24 protein-coding genes are annotated in these 22,665 nt (G+C 61.6%); 11 read left to right on the top strand and 13 right to left on the bottom strand.

Translation table 11 applies throughout. From position 1 onward, the window contains the following. Positions 1 to 69: 69 nt before the first annotated feature. From K3756_RS03870 to groES, 3 genes are all read right to left on the bottom strand, one after another. The gene (locus tag K3756_RS03870; RefSeq protein WP_259991090.1) at positions 70 to 804 is read right to left on the bottom strand and encodes an ATP-binding protein; all 735 of its coding nucleotides are present in this window, start codon (positions 802 to 804) and stop codon (positions 70 to 72) included. Between the two features lie 185 nt (positions 805 to 989). Next, positions 990 to 2,630 carry a chaperonin GroEL gene (groL, locus tag K3756_RS03865; RefSeq protein ID WP_259991088.1) on the bottom strand — a complete coding sequence of 547 codons (1,641 nt, stop codon included), beginning with the start codon at positions 2,628 to 2,630 and terminating at the stop codon, positions 990 to 992. 62 nt (positions 2,631 to 2,692) lie between these two features. Then, on the bottom strand, positions 2,693 to 2,980 hold the full coding sequence (gene groES / locus K3756_RS03860; protein ID WP_259991086.1) for a co-chaperone GroES: 288 nt from the start codon (positions 2,978 to 2,980) through the stop codon (positions 2,693 to 2,695). A 224-nt stretch (positions 2,981 to 3,204) separates the two neighbouring features. Between groES and K3756_RS03855 the strand changes: the two genes are divergently transcribed. Next, complete coding sequence (locus tag K3756_RS03855; RefSeq protein ID WP_259991084.1) at positions 3,205 to 4,185, top strand: TraB/GumN family protein; 981 nt, start codon at positions 3,205 to 3,207, stop codon at positions 4,183 to 4,185. Here the strand turns inward: K3756_RS03855 and K3756_RS03850 are convergent. Then, on the bottom strand, positions 4,182 to 4,859 hold the full coding sequence (locus K3756_RS03850) for a DUF2161 domain-containing phosphodiesterase (RefSeq protein ID WP_259991082.1): 678 nt from the start codon (positions 4,857 to 4,859) through the stop codon (positions 4,182 to 4,184). The two genes, K3756_RS03855 and K3756_RS03850, sit on opposite strands and share 4 nt — an antisense overlap. Before the next feature lie 53 nt (positions 4,860 to 4,912). Between K3756_RS03850 and K3756_RS03845 the strand changes: the two genes are divergently transcribed. From K3756_RS03845 to K3756_RS03815, 7 genes are all read left to right on the top strand, one after another. Then, complete coding sequence (locus K3756_RS03845) at positions 4,913 to 5,266, top strand: MmcQ/YjbR family DNA-binding protein (protein WP_259991080.1); 354 nt, start codon at positions 4,913 to 4,915, stop codon at positions 5,264 to 5,266. A gap of 151 nt (positions 5,267 to 5,417) precedes the next feature. Then, positions 5,418 to 6,338 carry a manganese-dependent inorganic pyrophosphatase gene (locus K3756_RS03840; RefSeq protein WP_259991079.1) on the top strand — a complete coding sequence of 307 codons (921 nt, stop codon included), beginning with the start codon at positions 5,418 to 5,420 and terminating at the stop codon, positions 6,336 to 6,338. Positions 6,339 to 6,402: 64 nt separating this feature from the next. Then, a complete protein-coding gene (locus tag K3756_RS03835; RefSeq protein WP_259991076.1) occupies positions 6,403 to 7,275 on the top strand; it encodes a TIGR01459 family HAD-type hydrolase in 873 nt (290 codons plus the stop codon). Between the two features lie 89 nt (positions 7,276 to 7,364). Beyond that, positions 7,365 to 7,808 carry a MaoC family dehydratase gene (locus K3756_RS03830; RefSeq protein ID WP_259991074.1) on the top strand — a complete coding sequence of 148 codons (444 nt, stop codon included), beginning with the start codon at positions 7,365 to 7,367 and terminating at the stop codon, positions 7,806 to 7,808. Positions 7,809 to 7,857: 49 nt separating this feature from the next. Then, positions 7,858 to 8,790, top strand: a complete 933-nt coding sequence (locus K3756_RS03825) for a bifunctional riboflavin kinase/FAD synthetase (RefSeq protein ID WP_259991072.1) — start codon at positions 7,858 to 7,860, stop codon at positions 8,788 to 8,790. After that, a complete protein-coding gene (locus tag K3756_RS03820; protein ID WP_259991070.1) occupies positions 8,787 to 9,257 on the top strand; it encodes a YcgN family cysteine cluster protein in 471 nt (156 codons plus the stop codon). The genes K3756_RS03825 and K3756_RS03820 overlap by 4 nt, the downstream gene beginning before the upstream one ends. Then, positions 9,258 to 10,295, top strand: coding sequence for a low specificity L-threonine aldolase (locus tag K3756_RS03815; protein WP_259991068.1), 1,038 nt, complete (start codon positions 9,258 to 9,260; stop codon positions 10,293 to 10,295). It begins immediately after the preceding gene. On the opposite strand, the gene K3756_RS03810 is transcribed toward K3756_RS03815, so the two are convergent. Beyond that, a complete protein-coding gene (locus K3756_RS03810; RefSeq protein ID WP_259991066.1) occupies positions 10,281 to 11,090 on the bottom strand; it encodes an alpha/beta fold hydrolase in 810 nt (269 codons plus the stop codon). The genes K3756_RS03815 and K3756_RS03810 overlap by 15 nt on opposite strands. Further along, on the bottom strand, positions 11,087 to 11,683 hold the full coding sequence (locus K3756_RS03805; RefSeq protein WP_259991064.1) for a 2-hydroxychromene-2-carboxylate isomerase: 597 nt from the start codon (positions 11,681 to 11,683) through the stop codon (positions 11,087 to 11,089). Before K3756_RS03805 ends, K3756_RS03810 begins: the two co-directional genes overlap by 4 nt. A 105-nt stretch (positions 11,684 to 11,788) precedes the next feature. On the opposite strand from K3756_RS03805, the gene K3756_RS03800 reads away from it, so the two are divergent. Beyond that, on the top strand, positions 11,789 to 12,808 hold the full coding sequence (locus K3756_RS03800) for a ribose-phosphate pyrophosphokinase (RefSeq protein WP_259991062.1): 1,020 nt from the start codon (positions 11,789 to 11,791) through the stop codon (positions 12,806 to 12,808). 21 nt (positions 12,809 to 12,829) lie between these two features. Here K3756_RS03800 and K3756_RS03795 read toward each other — a convergent pair whose 3' ends face one another. From K3756_RS03795 to K3756_RS03765, 7 genes are all read right to left on the bottom strand, one after another. Continuing rightward, positions 12,830 to 13,180 carry an H-type lectin domain-containing protein gene (locus K3756_RS03795; protein WP_259991060.1) on the bottom strand — a complete coding sequence of 117 codons (351 nt, stop codon included), beginning with the start codon at positions 13,178 to 13,180 and terminating at the stop codon, positions 12,830 to 12,832. Positions 13,181 to 13,309: 129 nt separating this feature from the next. Further along, entirely contained in the window at positions 13,310 to 13,747 is a 438-nt protein-coding gene (locus K3756_RS03790) for a F0F1 ATP synthase subunit epsilon (protein ID WP_259991059.1), read from the bottom strand. 15 nt (positions 13,748 to 13,762) lie between these two features. Beyond that, positions 13,763 to 15,187 carry a F0F1 ATP synthase subunit beta gene (gene atpD / locus K3756_RS03785; RefSeq protein WP_259991057.1) on the bottom strand — a complete coding sequence of 475 codons (1,425 nt, stop codon included), beginning with the start codon at positions 15,185 to 15,187 and terminating at the stop codon, positions 13,763 to 13,765. 19 nt (positions 15,188 to 15,206) lie between these two features. Continuing rightward, positions 15,207 to 16,088 (bottom strand): F0F1 ATP synthase subunit gamma, encoded by an 882-nt coding sequence (locus K3756_RS03780; RefSeq protein WP_259991054.1) that lies wholly within the window; start codon positions 16,086 to 16,088, stop codon positions 15,207 to 15,209. A 14-nt stretch (positions 16,089 to 16,102) separates the two neighbouring features. Continuing rightward, complete coding sequence (gene atpA / locus K3756_RS03775; RefSeq protein ID WP_259991052.1) at positions 16,103 to 17,641, bottom strand: F0F1 ATP synthase subunit alpha; 1,539 nt, start codon at positions 17,639 to 17,641, stop codon at positions 16,103 to 16,105. Next, complete coding sequence (locus K3756_RS03770) at positions 17,642 to 18,202, bottom strand: F0F1 ATP synthase subunit delta (protein ID WP_259991050.1); 561 nt, start codon at positions 18,200 to 18,202, stop codon at positions 17,642 to 17,644. It lies immediately after the preceding gene. Between the two features lie 306 nt (positions 18,203 to 18,508). After that, positions 18,509 to 19,243, bottom strand: coding sequence for a class I SAM-dependent methyltransferase (locus tag K3756_RS03765; RefSeq protein WP_259991048.1), 735 nt, complete (start codon positions 19,241 to 19,243; stop codon positions 18,509 to 18,511). Between the two features lie 61 nt (positions 19,244 to 19,304). Here K3756_RS03765 and gloB point away from each other — a divergent pair, with 61 nt between their 5' ends. Further along, entirely contained in the window at positions 19,305 to 20,108 is an 804-nt protein-coding gene (gloB, locus tag K3756_RS03760; RefSeq protein WP_259991046.1) for a hydroxyacylglutathione hydrolase, read from the top strand. 233 nt (positions 20,109 to 20,341) lie between these two features. After that, positions 20,342 to 22,663: an ATP-dependent Clp protease ATP-binding subunit ClpA gene (gene clpA, locus K3756_RS03755; protein ID WP_259991044.1), complete on the top strand. Its 2,322-nt coding sequence runs from the start codon at positions 20,342 to 20,344 to the stop codon at positions 22,661 to 22,663. The last annotated feature ends 2 nt before the right edge of the window (positions 22,664 to 22,665 follow it).

The following is a 22,665-nucleotide window of genomic DNA, read 5'->3' as shown; positions in this document are numbered from 1 at the left end:
CAAAAAGTTAACGCGCCCCGGTGGGACGCGTCCTAAGTTCCGACAATTCGCGGCAAACTTGGTGCGCAATCAACTCAAAAGCGGCTTGGCATGCAGGGGCAGGCGCACGTCAACGCGCAGGCCGCGCCCGCCCAGCCCCTCGCCCAACCGCAGGTCACCGCCGTAATGCGCGGCAATCTTGCGGACATTCGCCAATCCCATGCCCGATCCCTCCACGTCATCACGCGGGCGCAGCGTGGTCATCGCGCCCACCACCTTCTCGTGGAACTTCGGGTCGATGCCGGGGCCATCGTCGCATACCACGATGCGCAGCATATCGCGCTCGGCACGGGTCACGATCATCACCTTGCCCGTACCGGTATCGTGGTGTTTCACCGCATTGCCGACCAGCGCACTCAGCAACGTCAGGATATCGCGGTCCCCCAGCGTTGCGGTTTGCGCCTCCAGCGCCCGGCTCACTGTAAAACCCTGCGGCAGCTGCAGCTCTTCGAGCACCTCGTCCACGGCGGCCACAAGATTGACGGGCTTGACCTCCTGCATGCGTCCGATGCGCGAATAGGTAAGCAGATCGACCAGCATCCGGTCCAACCGGCCGGTGTGGCGGTTCATCATCTCGATCGTTTCCTCGACCGATCCCGACACCTTGATGCCCGCATCGTTCAGGTCTTCCCGGATCCAGTGGGGCAATTCCAGCAACGCGCGCACCGACGCGCGCACATCATGGCTCATCAGATAGATGAAATCATCGACATCCTGTGTGCCGGACACGGGCTTGGACGGAACGGCATTTTGCGAGGCGTGCATAAAGAACCCTTTGGCTGTTTGCACATCTGCTAACACGCCGTGCGTTGATGCGGGGTTAACCGCCGCGCAAATCCGTCACGGGCGCAAAAAATGACAAAGGGCCCCGAAAGGGACCCTTTGCACAACATCATGATCCGGCCTGCCGCCACCCCCGAAAGGATGGCAGCGTGGCAAGACGGGCGTGATTACATCATGCCGCCCATGCCGCCCATGTCGGGCATGCCTGCACCGGCGCCTGCACCCTCTTTGGCGGGCAGATCGGCAACCATGGCTTCGGTCGTGATCAGCAGACCGGCGATGGAGGCCGCGTCCTGAAGAGCGGTCCGGCACACTTTGGCGGGATCGATCACGCCGAACTTGAACATGTCACCATATTCTTCGGTCTGCGCGTTGAAACCAAAGGTCAGATCGTCGCTTTCGCGGATCTTGCCAGCCACAACGGAGCCGTCGACACCGGAGTTCTCGGCGATCTGGCGCAGGGGCGCTTCAAGCGCCTTGCGGACGATCGTGATGCCGACGTTCTGGTCGTTGTTGGCGCCTTCAAGACCTTCGAGCGCCTTGGCACCCTGCACCAGGGCAACACCGCCGCCCACAACGATACCTTCCTGCACGGCCGCACGGGTCGCGTTCAGGGCATCGTCAACGCGGTCTTTGCGCTCTTTGACTTCGACTTCGGTCATGCCGCCCACGCGGATCACGGCAACACCGCCTGCCAGCTTGGCAACACGTTCCTGCAGTTTTTCACGGTCGTAGTCGGATGTGGTCTCTTCGATCTGCGTGCGGATCTGGGACACGCGGGCCTCGATCTCGGCCTTGTCACCGGAACCGTCAACGATGGTGGTCTCGTCCTTGGTGATGTTCACCTTCTTGGCCGAACCCAGCATGTCCATGGTCACGGATTCCAGCTTCATGCCCAGATCTTCGGAGATGACCTGACCACCTGTGAGGATCGCGAGATCCTGCAGCATCGCTTTGCGGCGATCGCCGAAACCGGGGGCTTTGACAGCAGCGATCTTCAGACCACCGCGCAGCTTGTTGACAACCAGTGTCGCCAGCGCTTCGCCTTCAACGTCCTCGGCAATGATCAGCAGGGGCTTTTGCGACTGGATGACTTGCTCCAGCAGCGGCACCATGGGCTGCAGCGACGACAGCTTCTTCTCGTGCAGCAGCACGATCGCATCTTCCAGCTCGACGGTCATCTTGTCGGAGTTGGTGACGAAGTAGGGGCTCAGGTAGCCGCGGTCGAACTGCATGCCTTCGACGACGTCGGTTTCTGTTTCCAGACCCTTGTTTTCCTCGACGGTGATCACGCCTTCGTTGCCGACTTTCTGCATCGCGTCGGCGATCTGGCGGCCGATTTCGGCTTCGCCGTTGGCCGAGATGGTGCCGACCTGCGCAACTTCGTCGCTGTCCGAAACGGGACGGGCGGCGGATTTGATCGAATCAACAACCTTGGTTGTCGCCAGATCGATGCCACGCTTGAGGTCCATCGGGTTCATGCCCGCTGCAACCGACTTCATGCCTTCGCGCACGATGGCCTGGGCCAGAACGGTGGCTGTTGTCGTGCCGTCGCCGGCTTCGTCGTTGGTGCGGCTGGCCACTTCTTTGACCATCTGCGCGCCCATGTTCTCGAACTTGTCTTCCAGTTCGATTTCCTTGGCCACGGATACACCGTCCTTGGTGATGCGCGGTGCGCCGAAGGATTTGTCGAGCACGACATTACGGCCTTTGGGGCCCAGTGTGACTTTGACGGCGTCGGCCAGGATGTTCACACCCTTGAGCATCTTGTTGCGCGCGTCGGTCGCGAATTTGACGTCTTTTGCCATTTTCGTATTCCTTAATTTGTGTTGATGTCTTGCGGATCGTCAGGGTCGAAAAGCGCGGTCGCTTATTCGATGATCCCCATGATGTCGCTTTCTTTCATCATCAGCATTTCCGTGCCGTCGACGGTGACTTCCGTGCCGGACCATTTGCCGAACAGGATCTTGTCGCCTGCCTTGACGGCCGGAGCGATCAGCTCACCGCTGTCCTTGCGGGCGCCTTCGCCTACTGCAACGACTTCACCTTCCGAAGGCTTTTCCTTCGCGCTATCAGGAATGATCAACCCGCCAGCTGTCTTTTCTTCGCTTTCTGTGCGTTTCACCAGCACGCGGTCGTGAAGCGGTTTCAATGCCATCTTTGTAGCTCCTTAACGCTCAAAGTTATCTCCCAGCACCGGACCTTCTCATTAAGCATCCGGTCGTTATCACTCCCCTTGGTCGAGTGCTAACGCAGCCTAGCTAAGGAGGCCACGACAGCGAGTCAACACGAATGGGGGAAATATTTTGGGCCCGAGGGCGCGACACGACCGGCGCGCGGCGCTAGGGTGGCGCGAACTTGTCTTACCCGATGGATAAAACGATGCGCTTCTTGTTTTACATGGTACTTTTGCTGCTGCCTTTCAAGGGCTGGACCGCCTGCAGCGGAGAGGACCTGCGCGATACGCTGACCGATGCGCAGCAGCGCGAACTGGCCGCGGAAGTGGCGCAAACTCCCTACCCGCGCGGCAACCACTGGACCGCAACGCGCGACGGCCGCACGGTGCATGTGATCGGCACGCTGCACATCTCGGACGACCGGCTCGACCCGATCGCGGCGCGGCTGGCAACGGTCGTGCGCGCGGCCGACACGCTGCTGGTCGAAGCCAACGAAGACGCGCACGCGCAACTGCGAGAAGCGGTAGCCACGCAGCCCGATTTGGCATTCCTGCCGGGCAAGACCCTGATCGATCTGCTGCCGCCCGACGACTGGACGCGGGTCGCCGCCGCCGCGCAGGCGCGCGGTATCCCGTCCTTCGTCGCGGCAAAGTTCCAGCCCTGGTACATGTCGATCACCCTGTCGATGGCACCCTGCGTGGCGCAATCGGTCGCCGCGGGCGAGACGGGGCTGGATGCGCGGCTGATGGCCGTGGCCGATGCCGCCGGCGTGCCGGTCCTGTCGCTCGAACCCTATGACACGGTGTTTGCGATACTGGGTGCCGATCCGCTGGACGAACAGCTGCGCATGCTGCGGTTGGGCACGCCCAGCGTGGCACAGGCCAACAACAGCCACGCCACGCTGGTCGCACAATATCTCGAAGAGGACATCGCCGCAGCACTTGCGCTGTCGCGGATCGCCGGGCGCACGCAGATCGACCTGCCGCAAGAGGAATTCGACCGTCTGTTCGACGCGCTGATGGCCGATATCCTCGACACCCGCAATCTGTCGTGGATCGCCCCGATCGAGGCGGCACCGGGGTCGCGCATCGTGGTGGCCGTGGGCGCATTGCACCTGACGGGCGAAACCGGTCTGCTCAACCAGCTGGAGCGGCGCGGCTACACCTTGCAGCGCCAGCCCTTCTAGGCGCCCAGCACACGGCCCGAGACCGCCACCGCCTCTGCGCCCGCGGGGCTGAGGCCGTACACCCCTTTTTCGACCTTTTCGAACCAGCCGTAGTGGTTGTCGCGCATCATCGTGGTCGCGCGGGCCACGCCGGTCTCGCGGGCCACGTCGGCGCCTTTGACCGCGCCCACCTCGAACAGGTAGACGGCCAGTTTCAGCGCATCCTGCCGGTAGGCCGTCACCAGCCCCGCCCGTGTCTGCCCGCCGTCATTCGGGTCGCCTTGCCTGCGGGCGAATTCGCGCAACAGCCGCTGCTGCTTGCGCGCGTTCTTGCGCGGGGCATAGGGGCCGGGATCGGCGTGCACCTCGACCAGACCATCCTCGAGCCGCACCGCGATCACCCCCAGACCCAGCCGCCGCGCCATCGCAACATTGGCCTTGAGGCTCTTGTGGAACCGCTTGCCGGGCTGGCGCGCCACCGCCATATAGACATCATCGCTGACCTTGAGCCGGTCGATGCATTGGTGAAACAGCGCCAGCGAAAACCCCAGCTTCAGCTCGACCACCACGGGGGGTTCCGCCCCGCGCACGGCAACCACATCCGCCGCGCCGACTTCGGATTTCACCACATAGCCCTGATCCTCCAGAAAGGATTTTACCGGACCGTACAGATCGGTTTCGCGCGCATTGCCCATGGCCCGACGCTAGCACCATTCACACGAGGGGTGAATCCCATTAACCTTTCTGCATGACACGGGACGAATTGACGTCATTTTGCGCAGCCCAGCCCCACGCCACCCACGTGATCCAGTGGGGCAACGCCGATGTCTACAAGATCGGCGGCAAGGTTTTTGCGGTCGTGGGGCACGGTGATGCGGGCGATACGGTATCCTTCAAGGCCTCCGATCTCGCTTTCGAGGTGCTCTCCGACAGCCCCGGCCTGCGGCCCGCCCCCTATCTGGCGTCGCGCGGGTTGAAGTGGATCCAGCACTACGACCGCCCCGGCCTGTCCGACGAAAGCCTGTGCGCGCATATCCGTGCCTCCTATGATCTGGTGGTGTCGGGGCTGACGCGCAAGAAGCGGGCCGAGTTGGGGCTGTAGCCTGCGGCCGGTGCATCGCGGCACAGGGGCCCGCCGGCGTGGACTGCGGGATTTGAGTTTAAAGGGCAAGATGAAGCAGCGGTGCCCCCGTGACACCCCTGTTATTCCTGCTATATAGCGCCCAAACCCGCATCTATGCCAAGGAAGTCCCATGACAACGCTCGTATTCGGCCACAAATCTCCCGACACCGACAGCACCGGAAGCCCGATCATCTGGGCGTGGTATCTCAACCAGATCAAGGGGGTGGATGCGCAGCCTGCCCTGCTGGGAGAGCCCAATACCGAAGCGCTGTTCATGCTCGATCACTGGAAGCTCGACAAGCCGCAGATCATCGATGCGCCGCAGGCCGGACAGGACGTTGTCATCGTCGACACCAACAACCCCGCCGAATTGCCCGATATGATCAATGACGCGAATATTGTGGGCATCATCGATCATCACAAGCTGGTCGGGGGCCTCGAGACGGCGGCGCCGATCGAGATCCGCATCGAGCCGCTGGCCTGTACGGCCACCATCATGTGGAAGATGATCGGCAGCGACATCGCCCAGATGCCCACCGAGATCAAAGGCGCGATGCTGACCTGCATCCTGTCGGACACGCTGGAATTCCGCTCGCCGACCACCACGCAGGAAGACAAGGCGATTGCCTGGTCGCTGGCAGAGGATCTGGGGGTCGACATGCCCGCCTATGCCGCCGAGATGTTCGCCGCAAAATCCGATGTGTCGGCATTTTCGGAAGCCGAGCTCTTGCGCATGGACAGCAAGGAATACGAAGTCGACGGCAAGCAGTTCCGCGTCTCTGTGCTGGAGACGACGTCACCCGAACAGGTGCTGGGCCGCAAGGACAAGCTGATGGCCGCCATGCCCGAGGTGGCCCAGCAGGACGGTGCCGATCAGGTGCTGTTGTTCGTGGTCGACATCCTCAACGAGCAGGCGACGATGCTTGTGCCCAACGACCTGACGAAATCCGTGGCCGAAAAGAGCTTCGACGTCTCGGTCTCCGGTGACACGGTGGTGCTGCCCGGTGTGATGAGCCGCAAAAAGCAGATCATCCCGAACCTCAAGGTCTGAGGCCTCGTTGCCGGCCCTTCCCGCACCGGGAGGGCTCATTTACCTTCCTGTCGAAAGCCGCCTCATGTCCCGCATCGTCACCGCCCTGTCCGATATTTCCGCCCCCTATGACGCGCTTTTCGTCGATCTGTGGGGCTGCGTGCACAACGGGGTGGCCGCGATACCGTCAGCCGTGGCCGCGTTGCAGCAATACCGGCAGTCGGGCGGCATTGTCATTCTGGTCACCAACTCGCCGCGTCCGCGCAAGGGCGTGGCCAAGCAGCTGGTGCATTTCGGCGTGCCACAGGACGCCTATGACGACATTGCGACATCGGGTGATTCCGCACGCTCCGCGATGTACCGCGGGGTCGTGGGCACGCGGGTCTGGCATCTGGGCCCCGACACCGACAGCCGCTTTTTCGAGCCGTTGAACCTGCTGGAAAATCCGGTGGAGATTACCCGCGTGCCGCTAGATGAAGCAGAGGGCGTCGTCTGCACCGGTCCGTTCGATTCTCTGGCCGATCCGGAAAGCTGGCGGCCCGATCTGGAGGCCGCACTGGCGCGCGGGGCCAAGCTGCTTTGCGCGAACCCCGATATCGTGGTTGACCGGGGCGAGGTCCGCGAGTGGTGCGCGGGCGCTGTGGCCAAGATGTACAGCGAGATGGGCGGGGAAAGCCTCTATTTCGGCAAGCCGCATCCGCCGATCTACGATCTGGCCCGCCGCAGGCTGCACGCGCTCGGCAACACCATCGCCGATGACCGTATCCTGGCGATCGGTGACGGCATTCTGACCGATGTTGCCGGCGCCATCGGCGAGGATATCGATTCTCTGTTTATTTCGGGCGGGCTGGCCGCGGCAGAGACAAAAACCACGGAGCAGCCAGACCCCGATGCGCTAAGCGCCTATCTGGAAACAGAAAAATCCGCACCAACCTTCACAATAGGTCACCTTCGCTGACCTAGAAAATGCTTGCTTTTCTGCGCCTGCAAAGTAATTAAGTTACCGACGGACCCTATCGTCGGTTACTTTATTACCAAGAGGCGCAGATGTTGGACAACCTACCCCGCGGCACGATCGTCATCGAAGACATCGAAATCGGCATGTTCCGCTATATCCGCAAGGAAGTGACCGATGCGGATATCGAAATGTTCGCTACCATCTCGACCGACCGTAACCCGGTGCATCTGGATGACGACTACGCGCGCGACACGATCTTTCAGGGCCGCATTGCACACGGGATGCTGACGGCGGGGCTTATCTCTGCGGTGATCGGGGAACAGCTGCCGGGCCACGGCACCGTCTATCTGGGCCAGTCGCTGAAATTCCTGGCGCCTGTCCGGCCGGGCGATGTGGTCTATGCCGAGGTCAAAGTCACCGATATCGACGCCTCCCGCAGGATCGTCAAAATGGATTGCCATTGCGCAGTGGACGGCAAAAAGGTGCTGGTGGGCGAAGCCACCGTTCTGGCCCCGTCCCGCAAATTCGACTGACGCCGCCACGCTCTTGCACGCAGGCCCCTCGGGGGCTAGTGACGAGGCCATGCAAATCCTTCGTGACTATACCCTCGTAGAAGATCCCGACCGCGGCGCCACCGCGGCCATCGGCAACTTCGACGGCGTGCATCTGGGCCACCTGTCCGTGATCGACATGGCCCGCGCCGCCGCACCCGACGCGCCGCTGGGTATCGTCACGTTCGAGCCGCACCCCCGCGCCTATTTCGCCCCGCAGAGCGCCCCTTTCCGCCTGATGAGCCCCGAGGCCCGCGCCTCGCGTCTTGCGAAACTGGGGGTCGAAAAGCTCTATGAGCTGCCGTTCAACGCCGCTCTTGCCTCGCTCACACCGCGCGCCTTTGCCCAACGGGTGATCAAGGACGGGCTGGGCCTGCAGCACGTGGTTGTGGGGGCCGACTTCTGCTTTGGCAAAGGGCGCGCAGGCACCGCGCAGGACCTGCAACAATTTGGCGACGACATGGGCTTTGGCGTGACCATCGCGCCGCTCATGGCGCAATCGGACAACACCGTGTCCTCCACCGCGATCCGCCGCGCCCTGACCGACGCGCGCCCGCGCGATGCGGCCGCCATGCTGGGCCACTGGCACCGGATCGAAGGGCCGGTGATCGGTGGCGAACAGCGGGGCCGCGAATTGGGCTACCCGACCGCCAACATGTCCATCGACGGGCTGCATCCACCCGCTTTCGGGGTCTATGCCGTGCTTGTCGATGTGCTGTCGGGTCCGCATGAAGGCAGCTACCACGGGGTTGCCTCGATGGGGGTGCGCCCGATGTTCGGGGAAAACAAGCCGAACCTCGAAACCTTCATCTTCGATTTCAAGGGCGATCTTTACGGCACGCCGCTGTCGGTAGGGCTGGTGGAGCATCTGCGCGGCGAGGAAAAATTCGACGGGCTGGAGGCGTTGATCGCCCAGATGGACGCCGACAGCGCACAGGCCCGCGCGATACTGGCCGCGCTATGACCGACCCCATCGACCGCGCCGGACTGGCCGCACGCTTTTGGGAGAAAAAGCCGCTGAAAAAGCTGAACCCCAAGGAGTGGGAGGCGCTCTGCGACGGCTGCGGCAAATGCTGTCTGAACAAACTCGAGGACGAAGACACCGGTGCCGTGGCGCTGACCAACGTTGCATGCCGCCTGCTCGACGATTCCACCTGCCGCTGTGCGCAATACGACATCCGCCACCAGTTCGTGCCCGACTGCATCGTGATGACGCCCGACAACATCGACGAACACGCCTACTGGATGCCCGAAACCTGCGCCTACCGCCTTCTGTGGCAGGGCAAATCCCTGCCCGACTGGCACCCGCTGCTGACCGGCACCGCCGAAAGCGTCCATGCCGCGGGCGTGTCGATGCGGGGCCGCACCGTCAGCGAATGGGAAACCGCCTTCGAGGAGTGGGAAGACCATATCATCGAGGAGCCGACCTGAATGTTCTTTGCATCCGACAACGGCGGCCCCGTGCATCCGCGCATCATGCAGCGCCTGACCGAAGCCAATGACGGCTATGCCATGCCCTACGGCAACGACGACATCATGCAAGAAGTCCGCGCCGGCATCCGCCGCGTGTTCGAGGCCCCCGATGCGGCTGTCCATCTTGTCGCGACCGGCACCGCGGCCAATGCGCTGGCGCTGGCCTGCTATACCCAACCGTGGCAGACAATCTTTTGCAGCAGCATCAGCCATATCGAGGAAGACGAGTGCAATGCGCCCGAGTTCTACACCGGCGCGGCCAAGCTCACGCTGATCCCCACTGACGACAAGATGACCCCGGACGCGTTACAGTCGGCCATTGCGTATCGCACCCCCGGCAACGTCCACACGGCGCAGCCCGGCCCGGTATCGATCACGCAGGTCACCGAACGCGGGTCGGTCCACACACTCGACGAACTGCGCGCGCTGACGGCGGTGGCCCGTGCCCATGATCTGCCCGTGCACCTCGACGGGGCGCGGTTTGCCAATGCGGCCGTGGCTCTGGGCTGTAGCGCCGCCGAGATGACGTGGAAATCGGGTGTCGATGTGGTCAGCTTCGGCGGCACGAAAAACGGCTGCATGGGCGTCGAAGCGGTGGTGTTTTTCGACCCCGACAAGGCGTGGGAATTCGAATTGCGGCGCAAACGCGCGGCGCATCTGTTTTCCAAACACCGCTACCTCTCGGCGCAGATGGCGGCCTATCTGCAGGACGATCTGTGGCGTGACATGGCGGGTCAGGCCAACGCCCATGCGGCGCGTTTGTCATACGGTCTATGTACGCGCGGTGCACAGCTTGTGCATCCCACCGATGCCAACATGATTTTCGCCCGCATGCCACGTGCCACGCACCAGCGGCTACAGGCTGCCGGGGCGCGGTACTATGTCATGGACGGTGATGTGGCGACCGGCGACCCCGATGCCATGCTGATGTGTCGGCTGGTCTGTGACTGGTCCATGACCGATGCCGGCATCGACGCGTTCCTAGGCTGCGTCTGACACCGCCGTCCGCGCCAGCAGCGCCGCAATCGCCGCCGCCACGTCGGCCGGATGGGTGACCGGCGCCATATGCCCCGCCCCCGGCACCGTGACGCGGGTGGTATTGGGCATCCGGGCGCACAGGCTCATGTTGATCGCCCCGCTGATCTCCGGCGACGCGCCCCCGTCGATGAGCAGGGTCGGCATGTCCACGCCCGACAGGACACCGGGCTGCAACAGCCCTGCATTGTCCTTGTAAAGCATCGGCCCGCTGGCCGGCACGAAGTGGATCAGCCGTGCCATTGCATCGCGCATCTTTTCGGGCAAGGCATCCCACGGCGTCCCGTCGCCCCAGTCGCGGTTGAACACCCGTGCGGCCTCGCGCATGTCGCCGGATTCGAACGCATCTGCAAAGGCCCGGTTGGCGCTGGTATAGGCATCTCCGAGCGCTGGATCATCCAGCATCGCCACCGCGAAAAAGACGGGCTCGATCAGGGTCAGGCTGCGCACCCGTCCGGGGTTTTCCGCCGCGATGCGCAACGCCACCGTCGCGCCAAAGGAATGGCCGATCAGGTCCATCGGCGCGTCGTCCATCACCCCCTTTGCACGTGCGGTGCAAAAGCTGTGCAGGTCGCCCTCACGGTCCCATGCGTCCGATTTTCCGTGCGACGGCAAATCCATCGCCAGCAGGCTCAGATCACCCTGCAATTCCTTGGCCACCCCGCGCCACGCCCCGGCATGGCCCAGCGTACAATGGATGGCGAGAGCCCGCCGCGGCGCGCCCTCGAATAGTCTGGTATGTATATGAAAGGTCACAGCTTTCCTTGCAGGTGTTGTTCCAGATCCTCGATCCGGTCCTGTCCCCAGAACCGCTCGCCGTCCACGATATAGAATGGCGCACCAAAGACGCCAGCCTCCACCGCTTCTTCGAGATTACGGGCATAGGTTTCGGCACCTTCCAGCATGCCGCTGTCCGCCAGCGCGGGGTCAAATCCGGCCTCTTGCAGACAGGCTTTGACGACAGCGTCTTCGGCGATGTCCTTCTCCTCGGCCCAGACGGCACGGCAGATGGCGTGGGCCAAGGCACCCAGATCGCCGCCACCGGCGTTTTGCGCGGCGATAAAGGCATAGGCTGCGGGCGCGCCGTTGGTGGGCCAATGGGCGGGCTGCAGGTTGAAGGGCATGCCGAGCTTTTTGGCCTGGCGCGGCAATTCCTGCGCCCGGTATTCGATGCGGCTGATGTGGCGGTCCTTGGGGGGCGTACCACCCGTCCGGCCAAACGCCGCGACGATGTCGAACGGCTTGTAGGTGACGGTGGCACCGGTGCGCGCTGCCATCTGCTCGAGCCGGGTCCCGGCAAGGTAGCAGTAAGGTGACAGCGTCGCGAAATAGTAGTCGATCTGGGTCATTTGGCTCTCCGGTTGGGTGTGTGTGCTTTGCGCGACCCTAAGGTTCTGTTAATCGGGGTTCAACGTAACGATTCTGTTATACCGCTGCTACGGAGCCTCTCCCCCATGCCCAATTCGTCAGAGCCAAAGCTGATTTCCGGCAACGCCAACATGCCGCTGGCCAATGCCATCGCAAGGCGCATGTCGCTGCACCGCGGGGTGAATGTCGGATTGGTGGATGCGCGGGTCGAACGCTTTAACGACGGCGAGATTTTCGTCGAGGTTTTCGAGAACGTGCGCGGAGAGGACATGTTCATCATCCAGTCGACGTCGAACCCGGCGAACGACAATCTGATGGAGTTGATGATCATGGCCGACGCCCTGCGCCGGTCCTCCGCATCGCGGGTGACGGCAGTGCTGCCCTACTTCGGGTATGCCCGTCAGGACCGCCGCACAAAGGCCCGCACGCCCATCACCGCCAAGCTGGTCGCCAATATGCTGGTGGGTGCCGGGATCGAACGGGTGCTGACGATGGACCTGCACGCCGCGCAGATCCAGGGCTTCTTCGATATTCCTGTCGACAACCTCTACGCCTCTCCGGTGTTTGCGCTGGACATCAAGGATCAGTTCAAGGACCAGATGTCCGATCTCATGATCGTTTCGCCCGATGTCGGGGGCGTGGCCCGTGCCCGTGAATTGGCCAAGCGTCTAAACGCGCCGCTGGCCATCGTGGACAAGCGCCGTGAAAAACCCGGTGAGATTGCCGAGATGACCGTGATCGGTGACGTGACCGGCAAGACATGCCTGATCGTGGACGATATCTGCGACACCGCCGGCACGCTGTGCAAGGCGGCCGAAGTGCTGATCGAAAACGGGGCCAACGAGGTGCACGCCTACATCAGCCACGGTGTCATGTCCGGCCCCGCGGTTGACCGCGTCACAAAGTCGGTCATGAAGTCGCTGGTCATCACCGACAGTATCGCCCCCACGGACGCGATCAAGGCCGCGTCAAACATCCGCATTGTACCGACCGCCCCGATCTTTGCGCAGGCGATCCTCAATATCTGGAACGGCACCTCTGTGTCATCGCTGTTCGAGCAGAATACACTCGGCCCGATCTACGACGGGATGTACACCGGCACCTAAGCCCCCTGCTCTGGCAGCGCGTTATCCGACGTCCCATGTATCGGGGTCGGGCAGTTCGCCGATTGCCGTCCAGGCAATGCGAATGCGGGCGACACGAGTGTCCCCCCAGGTGCGAAACACCATGTCGAAACCGCTTTCGGTGACCGCCTCTGCCGCCAGATCGGCGCGCAGGATGTTCGATGCGTCCATGTCCCAAAGCGAGATGTTCAGCTGCACCGTAGGGGGGCGCTCGAAGGGTTCGGAGAACTTGATCCGGCGGCGGCGTTCGCGTTGTCCACGCCCCGTCCACATCTCGCCATCGTCGGTGAAATCCTCGAACAACACCTCGTCCCCGTTGGCGATACCCAGCACGCTACTGCGTAGTTTTTTCATCTGACGAACCCGGCTTTCCCTTGTTGGGCGTAGGTCTAGCGCGTTCCTTTCGGGAAAGACAGGGCCGCAAAAGAAGTCGGGCCCGGCGCATCGCTGCACCGGGCCCGAAAATCGTCATTGGACGTCAGATCAGAGGCTTGGCTGCTTTGCAGACAAACCAATTTCCTCACCCATGGCAACCATGTCCGACAGCAGCTTGGCCGCGTCGTCCACAGGACCGGGTTCATTTTCAAAGGCCTCTTTCACCTTGGTATAGGTGTTTTTGGCTTCTTCCATGATCTCGTCCATGGCCTCTTGGGTCATGTCCTCGCGTGCCAGCGCACGTTCGGCCAGCACCGACACACCGGTGGCGGTGATTTCGGCAAAGCCACCGGTCACCACGTACTGGGACTGGCCATCGGGCCCGTCCACAGTCAGCAGACCGGGGCGCAGCGTGGTGATGGTGGGGGCATGATCGGGCATCGCCGTCATGTCACCATCCGCACCGGGGATCTGCACCGAAGCCACCTGGCCGGAGGCGAGGCGCCGCTCAGGCGACACCAGATCGAATTGCATCGTGTCTGCCATGTTCAGGTGCTCCTATCAGGCGGCGTCGGCTGCCATTTTCTCGGCTTTCGCCTTCACTTCGTCGATGCCACCAACCATGTAGAACGCGCCTTCGGGCAGGTGATCGTATTCACCGGCGACAACTTCCTTGAAGGACTGGATCGTGTCGGCCAGCGGAACCTGCTTGCCATCCGCACCGGTAAAGACTTTCGCAACGTCGAAAGGCTGGCTGAGGAAGCGTTCGATCTTACGGGCACGGGCCACGGTCAGTTTGTCTTCCTCGCTCAGCTCGTCCATGCCGAGGATCGCGATGATGTCTTGCAGCGATTTGTAGCGCTGAAGGATCTGCTGAACGTCGGTTGCGACTTTGTAGTGCTCTTCGCCGATGACCAGCGGATCAAGCAGACGCGACGTGGAGCCCAGTGGGTCCACAGCCGGGTAGATGCCTTTTTCCGAAATCGAACGGTCCAGAACGGTCGTCGCGTCGAGGTGGGCAAAGGAGGTCGCGGGCGCGGGGTCGGTCAAGTCATCCGCAGGAACGTAAACGGCCTGCACCGATGTGATCGAACCGGACTTGGTCGATGTGATGCGTTCCTGCATCGCGCCCATATCGGTCGCCAGCGTCGGCTGATAGCCCACAGCCGAAGGGATACGGCCCAGCAGGGCGGACACTTCGGAACCGGCCTGCGTGAAGCGGAAAATGTTGTCCACGAAGAACAGAACGTCGGTACCGGATTGGTCGCGGAACTGCTCGGCCAGTGTCAGACCGGTCAGAGCCACACGCATACGCGCTCCGGGAGGTTCGTTCATCTGACCGTAAACCAGAGCAACCTGGCTCTCTTCGAGGTTTTCGGGGTTGATGACGTTGGATTCGATCATCTCGTGGTAAAGGTCGTTGCCTTCACGGGTCCGCTCACCCACGCCCGCGAACACGGAGTAGCCCGAGTGCACTTTGGCGATGTTGTTGATCAGTTCCATGATGAGAACGGTTTTACCCACACCCGCACCACCGAAGAGACCGATTTTACCACCCTTGGCATAGGGGGCCAGCAGGTCGATAACCTTGATGCCGGTTTCGAGCACTTCCGATGTGGTGGACTGTTCGGCGAATTCGGGCGCGTCCGCGTGGATGGACCGTGTTTCGGTCGCCGCAACGGGGCCTTTTTCGTCGATGGGTTCGCCAACAACGTTCATGATCCGGCCCAGTGTCGCGTTCCCAACCGGGATCGAGATCGGCGCGCCTGTGTCGGTCACGGACTGGCCGCGGACCAGACCTTCGGTGGCGTCCATCGCGATGGTCCGTACCGTGTTTTCGCCAAGGTGCTGAGCCACTTCGAGGATCAGGCCCTTGCCCTGGTTTTCTGTTTTCAGCGAGTTGAGGATCTCTGGCAGGTGATCTTCGAACTGCACGTCAACGACCGCGCCGATGACTTGGGTGATTTTGCCGACTGCATTTGCCATGTCGTGTCTCTCCAGTTTCTTACAGCGCTTCCGCGCCGGAAATGATTTCGATCAGCTCGTTCGTGATGACGGCCTGACGCGAACGGTTGTATTCGATGGTCAGATCTTCGATCATCTCGCCCGCGTTGCGGGTTGCGTTGTCCATTGCCGACATCCGTGCACCCTGTTCGGATGCGCCGTTTTCCAGCAAGGCCGAGAAGATCGCAGTTGCCACGCCGCGCGGCAGCAGGTCCGCCAGGATCGCCTCTTCGGAAGGCTCGTAGTCGAACAGTGTTTCCGCACTATCGCCCGCCCCTTCGTCAGCGTCGAACTTGGCCGGGATGACCTGTTGGGCCTGCGGGATCTGGCTGACCACGTTGACGAACTCGGCGAAGAACAATGTGGCGATATCGAATTCGCCGTCTTCGAAGCGCGTCAGCACGTCTTTTGCGATGCCCTGTGCGTCCGTGTAGCCCACGCGCTTGACCTCGGTGAGGTCGACGTGGCCCACGAAATGGTCGCCCAGATCACGCTTCAGCTGATCACGGCCTTTTTTGCCCACGGTCAGGATTTTCACGGTCTTGCCTTCGGCGAGCCGTTCCTGCGCGAAGGCACGGGCCTTTTTCGCGATGTTGGCGTTGAAGCCACCGCACAATCCGCGCTCGGCCGTCATGACGACCAGCAGATGCACGTCATCCTTGCCCGTACCGCTTAGCAGTTTGGGCGCGGAATCGGACCCGCCAACCGAAGCGGCCAGCGACGCCATGACGGCGTTGAAGCGTTCGGTATAGGGGCGCGACGCTTCGGCAGCCTCCTGCGCGCGGCGAAGTTTCGCCGCGGCAACCATTTGCATGGCCTTTGTGATCTTGCGGGTCGATTTGACCGACGCGATCCTGTTTTTAAGGTCTTTGAGATTAGCCATTGGCGTCTCTCCCCTTACGAGAAGTCAGCAGCGAACGCGTCGAGAGCCGCCTTGATTTTGTCTTCCAGCTCGTCTTTCACCTTGCGGTCGTTTTGGGTGATGTCGTCGAGCAGGTCGGCGTGTTTGCCGCGCAGGTGGCTCAGCAAGCCCGCCTCGTAACGGCCAACTTCGGTCACGTCGATCTTGTCGAGGTAACCGTTGGTACCGGCATAGATGACGCAAACGATTTCGGCGTTGGTCAGCGGGTTGTACTGGGGCTGTTTCATCAGCTCGGTCAGACGCGCACCACGGGCCAGCAGCTGCTGGGTTGCGGCATCAAGGTCGGAGCCGAACTGCGCAAAGGCAGCCATTTCGCGGTACTGGGCCAGCGACAGTTTCACCGGACCGGCCACGCTCGACATCGCCTTGGTTTGAGCCGAGGAGCCAACGCGCGAAACCGACAGACCGGTGTTCACGGCGGGGCGGATACCCTGGTAGAACAGTTCCGTTTCCAGGAAGATCTGACCGTCGGTGATCGAAATCACGTTTGTCGGAATAAACGCGGACACGTCGCCACCTTGGGTTTCGATGATCGGCAGGGCCGTCAGCGAGCCGTTGCCCGCATCATCACCCAGTTTCGCCGACCGCTCGAGCAGACGGGAGTGGAGATAGAAAACGTCACCGGGATAGGCTTCACGCCCGGGCGGACGACGCAGCAGCAGGGACATCTGGCGGTAGGACACGGCCTGTTTGGACAGATCATCGTACACGATCAGGGCGTGACGGCCATTGTCGCGGAAGTGCTCTGCCATCGCGGTCGCGGAATAGGGCGCGAGGAACTGCATGGGGGCAGGCTCGGACGCGGTCGCGGCCACAACGATGGAATATTCGATGGCACCGGTTTCTTCGAGCTTTTTCACAAGCTGCGCCACGGTGGAGCGTTTCTGGCCGATCGCAACGTACACACAGTACATCTTCTTGCTCTCGTCGTCGCCCGCACGCTCGTTGACCTGCGCCTGGTTCAGCATCGCGTCAAGTGCCACGGCTGTTTTACCGGTCTGGCGGTCACCAATGATCAGCTCACGCTGGCCACGGCCGATCGGGATCATCGCGTCGACGGATTTCAGGCCGGTCGCCATGGGCTCGTGCACGGATTTGCGCGGGATGATGCCCGGCGCTTTGACTTCGGCCAGACCGCGCTTGGACGCGCCGATGGGGCCTTTGCCGTCGATGGGGTTACCCAGACCGTCCACAACGCGGCCCAGCAGTTCGTCACCGATTGGCACGTCCACGATGGAGTTCGTCCGCTTTACGACGTCGCCTTCCTTGATGTCACGGTCGGACCCGAAGATCACGACACCGACATTGTCGGCTTCGAGGTTCAGGGCCATACCCTGAATACCGCCGGGGAATTCAACCATTTCACCGGCCTGAACATTGTCCAGACCGTAAACGCGGGCGATACCATCGCCAACGCTCAGAACGCGGCCCACTTCGGCCACTTCGGCTTCCTGACCAAAGTTCTTGATCTGGTCTTTCAGGATCGCAGAAATCTCTGCAGCTTGGATACCCATTTATCCGACCTCTTTCATTGCATTCTGGAGGGAATTGAGCTTCGAGCGGATCGACGTGTCGATCATCTTGGAGCCCACTTTGACGACAAGACCACCGATGAGGGATTCATCAACGGTCTGATTGAGTGTTACGGTTTTGCCGGTGCTCGCCTTGAGCGACTTGGCCAGCTTGTCGGCTTGCGTCTTGGTCAGCGCCTTGGCGGATGTGACGTCGGCGGTAACCTCGCCCTTGTCCTCGGCGATGATGTCGCGCAGCGTCTGAACCAGCTGCGGCACAACGAAGAGGCGCCGCTTTTGCGCCATCAGCGCCAGCGTGTTGCCCATCATCGGCGACAGGTTCATCTTGGTGCTCAGCGCCGCGATGGCGGACGCTTGCTGGTCGCGCGTATAGATCGGCGAATGGATCAGGGCGCGGAAGTCATCGCTGGTTGTCAGCGCGTCATTCAGAGCCGTCAGATCGGTCTCAATGGCTTTGACCTTATCGGCCTCTTTGGCCAGGTCATAAACGGCAGTTGCGTAGCGCTCCGCGATGCCGGTGGAAATCGAAGCTGGTTCGGACACGTCCATCCTCTCGTACGTCATGCCGGATACACGAATAAGTCGCGTCACCGGTCTGTTGGCGCGGCTTGAAAACTCTCAAGCGATTAAATCAGGGGCGATGTAGCAGACCGATCTCACTGCCGCAACACAGTATAGTGATTGCGTATTTGACCCGATGCCCCTTTGTTTCAAGGACTTGCGCCATTTACACCGGTTTGCCGGTGCTATTAATTTTCGTTCGGAGGGCGAATTTGACGCAGTTGGCTCGATTCTAGACCCTCGTTGCGTGGTGATTATCCCGGTTTGCCCTCAAACCGCGGCCGCGCCTCAAACCGGTTTTGCGGCCCCCACCGGCACCGCGATCGGGTTGCGTGCCTTGCTGCGCTTCACCTTGCCTTTGGGAGGATAGACGAGCTTGGTCGCCTCCACCATGAAAGCGCCCCCTGCCGCGATGGTCGGCACATGGCGCCCGACTTTTTCGAAAAGGCCCGCCGATTTCATCCAGACCCGCTGCCCGGAGGGGAACTGGTACAGCGCCCCGACGTGGCGTTCGGGCAGGAACTGGTGCTTGCGCAGCTGCGCCTCGAGCTGTCCGGGCGAATAGGGCCTCCCGTAGCCGAATGGCGTCCTGTCGCGCCTTGCCCACAGCCCGCCGCGGTTGGGCACGATGAACAGCGCCCTGCCCCCCGGACCGAGCACCCGCCAGCATTCTTCCAGCAGGTCCGACGCACGCTCGGACGTCTCGAGCCCGTGCAGCAATACCAGCTTGTCGACATGACCCGTCTCGAGCGGCCAAAGCGTTTCTTCGGTCAGCACGGAGGTATTGTCCATGCCAGCAGGCCACGGCATCACGCCCTGGGGCCCAGGCATCAGCGTGATGACCCGGCGGGCCTCGGCGAGGTAGGGCCGCAGCAACGGCGCGGCAAACCCGAAGCCGACAACCGTCTGGCCCTGCGCTTCGGGCCACAGCTCCAACATCCGGCCCCGCAGCGATTTTTGCGCCGCCCGACCCAACGCGCTGCGGTAATAGAAATTACGCAGATCCTGCACATCAAGATGCATTGCGAAGCTGTCCCAGTTGCGCCATCCTGAGCCACCCTAGCCCAGTCGAAAGGCCTTGCCCATGTCGGAATCTATTCACAGCGAAACCATCACGATCGGAGATTTCGATCTGGTTACGGTGCCGTGTCTTTCGGACAACTATGCGTTCTTGCTGCATCACAGACCATCCGGCGAGACCGCACTCGTCGATGTGCCGGAGGCCGGTCCGATCATGGCCGAATTGCGCGAGCGGGACTGGCCGCTGAACCAGATTTGGCTGACGCACCATCATTTCGACCATGTTGACGGGCTCGAGACGCTGGCCGAAGCCTATCCCGCGCCCGTCTATGGCGCCGAGGCGGACGCCGCACGCCTGCCGCCGCTGGATCACAAAATCGCCGACGGTGGGCAATTCGACTTTGCGGGTGCCACCGTCGATGTCTGGGATGTATCGGGCCATACAATCGGCCACATCGCGTTCTATGTCGCCGACGCCAAAGCCGCCTTTACCGCAGATAGTCTGATGGCGCTGGGATGCGGGCGGCTTTTCGAAGGGACGCCGGACCAGATGTGGACGAGCCTGCAAAAGCTGCGCGGCCTGCCTGCGGATACATGGATCTGTTCGGGCCACGAATATACCGCGAGTAACGCGAAATTCGCGCTCAGCGTGTGTCCGGATAACGCGGAACTGGTGAAACGCGCGACCGAGATCACCCGATTGCGGCAGGAAGGCCGTTTTACCGTGCCCTCGCTGCTGTCGCTCGAAAGCGCCACAAATCCGTTCCTACGCCCCGAAGATGCGGCAATTCGCGCAACGCTGGACATGGCGGATGCGAGCGATACGGCGGTTTTTGCGGAAATACGGTCCCGAAAAGACAGTTTCTAGGCCAATCCGGCGCGTTTTTACGCACAAATCGCAAAAGCGGGGAAAACAGGCAGCGCCGCTGATCACGGCGGCTGTCACATATATCACGGCGATTGTGACGAGATAATTACAAAAAAGACTTGAAGAGTGGGGCTTATCAACCAAACTCTAATACTAACAGGCCATGGTCGGACCGCAGGCGCCTGACATTTTTCATGCGCACCCGCCGACCCCCATCGAAAAGGAGCACGCTTGTGCCTTCATTCTCGAACACACTTGAGCAGTCCATACATGCGGCGCTGGCGCTCGCGAATGCCCGCCGTCACGAATTCGCAACGCTGGAACATCTGTTGCTTTCCCTGGTGGATGAACCCGACGCCCTTCAGGTCATGAAAGCCTGTTCGGTCAATGTCGATGAATTGCGCGAAACTCTTGTCGAATTCATCGACGAAGATCTCAGCAACCTGGTGACCGACATCGAAGGATCCGAAGCTGTGCCGACTGCTGCATTCCAGCGGGTGATCCAGCGGGCAGCGATCCACGTGCAGTCTTCGGGCCGGACAGAGGTGACCGGCGCCAATGTGCTGGTCGCGATCTTTGCCGAACGCGAAAGCAACGCCGCCTATTTCCTGCAGGATCAGGACATGACCCGCTATGACGCCGTGAATTTCATCGCGCATGGTGTGGCAAAGGACCCTGCATACGGTGAACAACGTCCGGTATCGGGCAGCCCCGAGATCGAGGACGAGCCGCAGGGCGTCACCGAAGGAGAGAAAAAAGAATCCGCGCTGGCGAAATACTGCGTCGATCTGAACGCCAAATCCCGCGAAGGCGACATTGACCCGCTGATCGGGCGCGACAGCGAAGTAGAGCGCTGCATCCAGGTGTTGTGCCGCCGTCGCAAGAACAACCCGCTTCTGGTGGGCGATCCCGGCGTGGGCAAGACCGCTATCGCCGAAGGTCTGGCACGCAAGATCGTTGCGGGCGAAACGCCCGAGGTTCTCGAAAACACCACGATCTTCTCGTTGGATATGGGCGCTTTGCTGGCCGGAACCCGCTATCGCGGTGATTTCGAAGAACGGCTGAAGGCGGTCGTGACCGAGTTGGAAGAGCATGACGACGCCGTGCTGTTCATCGACGAAATTCACACCGTGATCGGGGCCGGAGCCACATCGGGTGGCGCCATGGATGCGTCAAACCTGCTGAAACCTGCGCTCGCAGGTGGCAAGTTGCGCACGATGGGGTCCACCACATACAAGGAATTCCGCCAGCACTTCGAAAAGGACCGCGCGCTCAGCCGCCGCTTCCAGAAGATCGATGTGAGCGAGCCGTCGGTCGAGGATGCGCAGAAAATCCTCAAGGGGATCAAGCCCTATTTCGAGGACCACCACGGCGTCAAATACACCGCCGACGCGATCAAAACGAGTGTCGAACTCGCGCATCGCTATATCAACGATCGCAAGCTGCCCGACAGTGCCATTGACGTGATCGACGAAGCGGGTGCCGCGCAACATCTCGTTGCGGCCTCCAAGCGTCGCAAGACAATCGGCACCAAAGAGGTCGAAGCGGTTGTCGCCAAGATCGCGCGCATTCCGCCCAAGAACGTCAGCAAGGACGACGTGATCGTTCTCAAAGATCTGGAGACCTCTCTCAAACGGGTGGTGTTCGGTCAGGATACGGCCATCGAAGCGCTGGCGTCGGCCATCAAACTGGCGCGCGCGGGTCTGCGTGAGCCCGAAAAGCCGATTGGCAACTACCTGTTTGCGGGTCCGACCGGGGTCGGCAAAACGGAAGTCGCCAAACAGCTTGCCGACACGCTGGGCGTCAAACTGCTGCGGTTCGACATGTCCGAATATATGGAAAAACACGCGGTCAGTCGTCTGATCGGGGCGCCTCCGGGTTACGTGGGGTTCGACCAGGGTGGCATGCTGACCGACGGTGTCGATCAGGATCCACACTGCGTACTCCTGCTCGACGAGATGGAGAAAGCGCACCCCGACGTCTACAACATCCTGCTGCAAGTGATGGATCACGGCAAGCTGACCGATCACAACGGTCGTACGGTCGATTTCCGCAATGTGGTTCTGATCATGACGTCCAACGCGGGCGCGGCAGAACAGGCGAAAGAGGCCATCGGTTTCGGGCGGGATCGTCGTACGGGCGAGGATACAGCCGCGATCGAGCGGACGTTCACACCCGAATTCCGCAACCGTCTGGACGCGGTGATCAGCTTTGGTGCCCTGCCCAAGGAAACGATCCTGCGCGTGGTCGAGAAGTTCGTACTGCAGCTTGAGGCGCAATTGATGGACCGCAATGTCACCATCGAATTGAGCAAGAAAGCCGCGGAGTGGCTGGCCGACAAAGGCTACGACGACAAGATGGGAGCACGCCCGCTGGGACGTGTCATTCAGGAGTACATCAAGAAGCCGTTGTCCGAAGAATTGCTGTTTGGCAAACTTGCGAAGGGCGGTGTCGTCAAGGTGGGCGTCAAGAAAGGCGAGCTGGATCTGACGATCCACGGGCCGGACAGCCCGCGCCTGTCAGGTGACAAACCACCGCTGCTGACCGCAGAATAACG

The organism is Sulfitobacter sp. S190 (genome assembly GCF_025141935.1).
In the GTDB taxonomy this organism is placed as follows: domain Bacteria; phylum Pseudomonadota; class Alphaproteobacteria; order Rhodobacterales; family Rhodobacteraceae; genus Sulfitobacter.
This window is presented reverse-complemented; position numbering and strand designations above follow the sequence as displayed.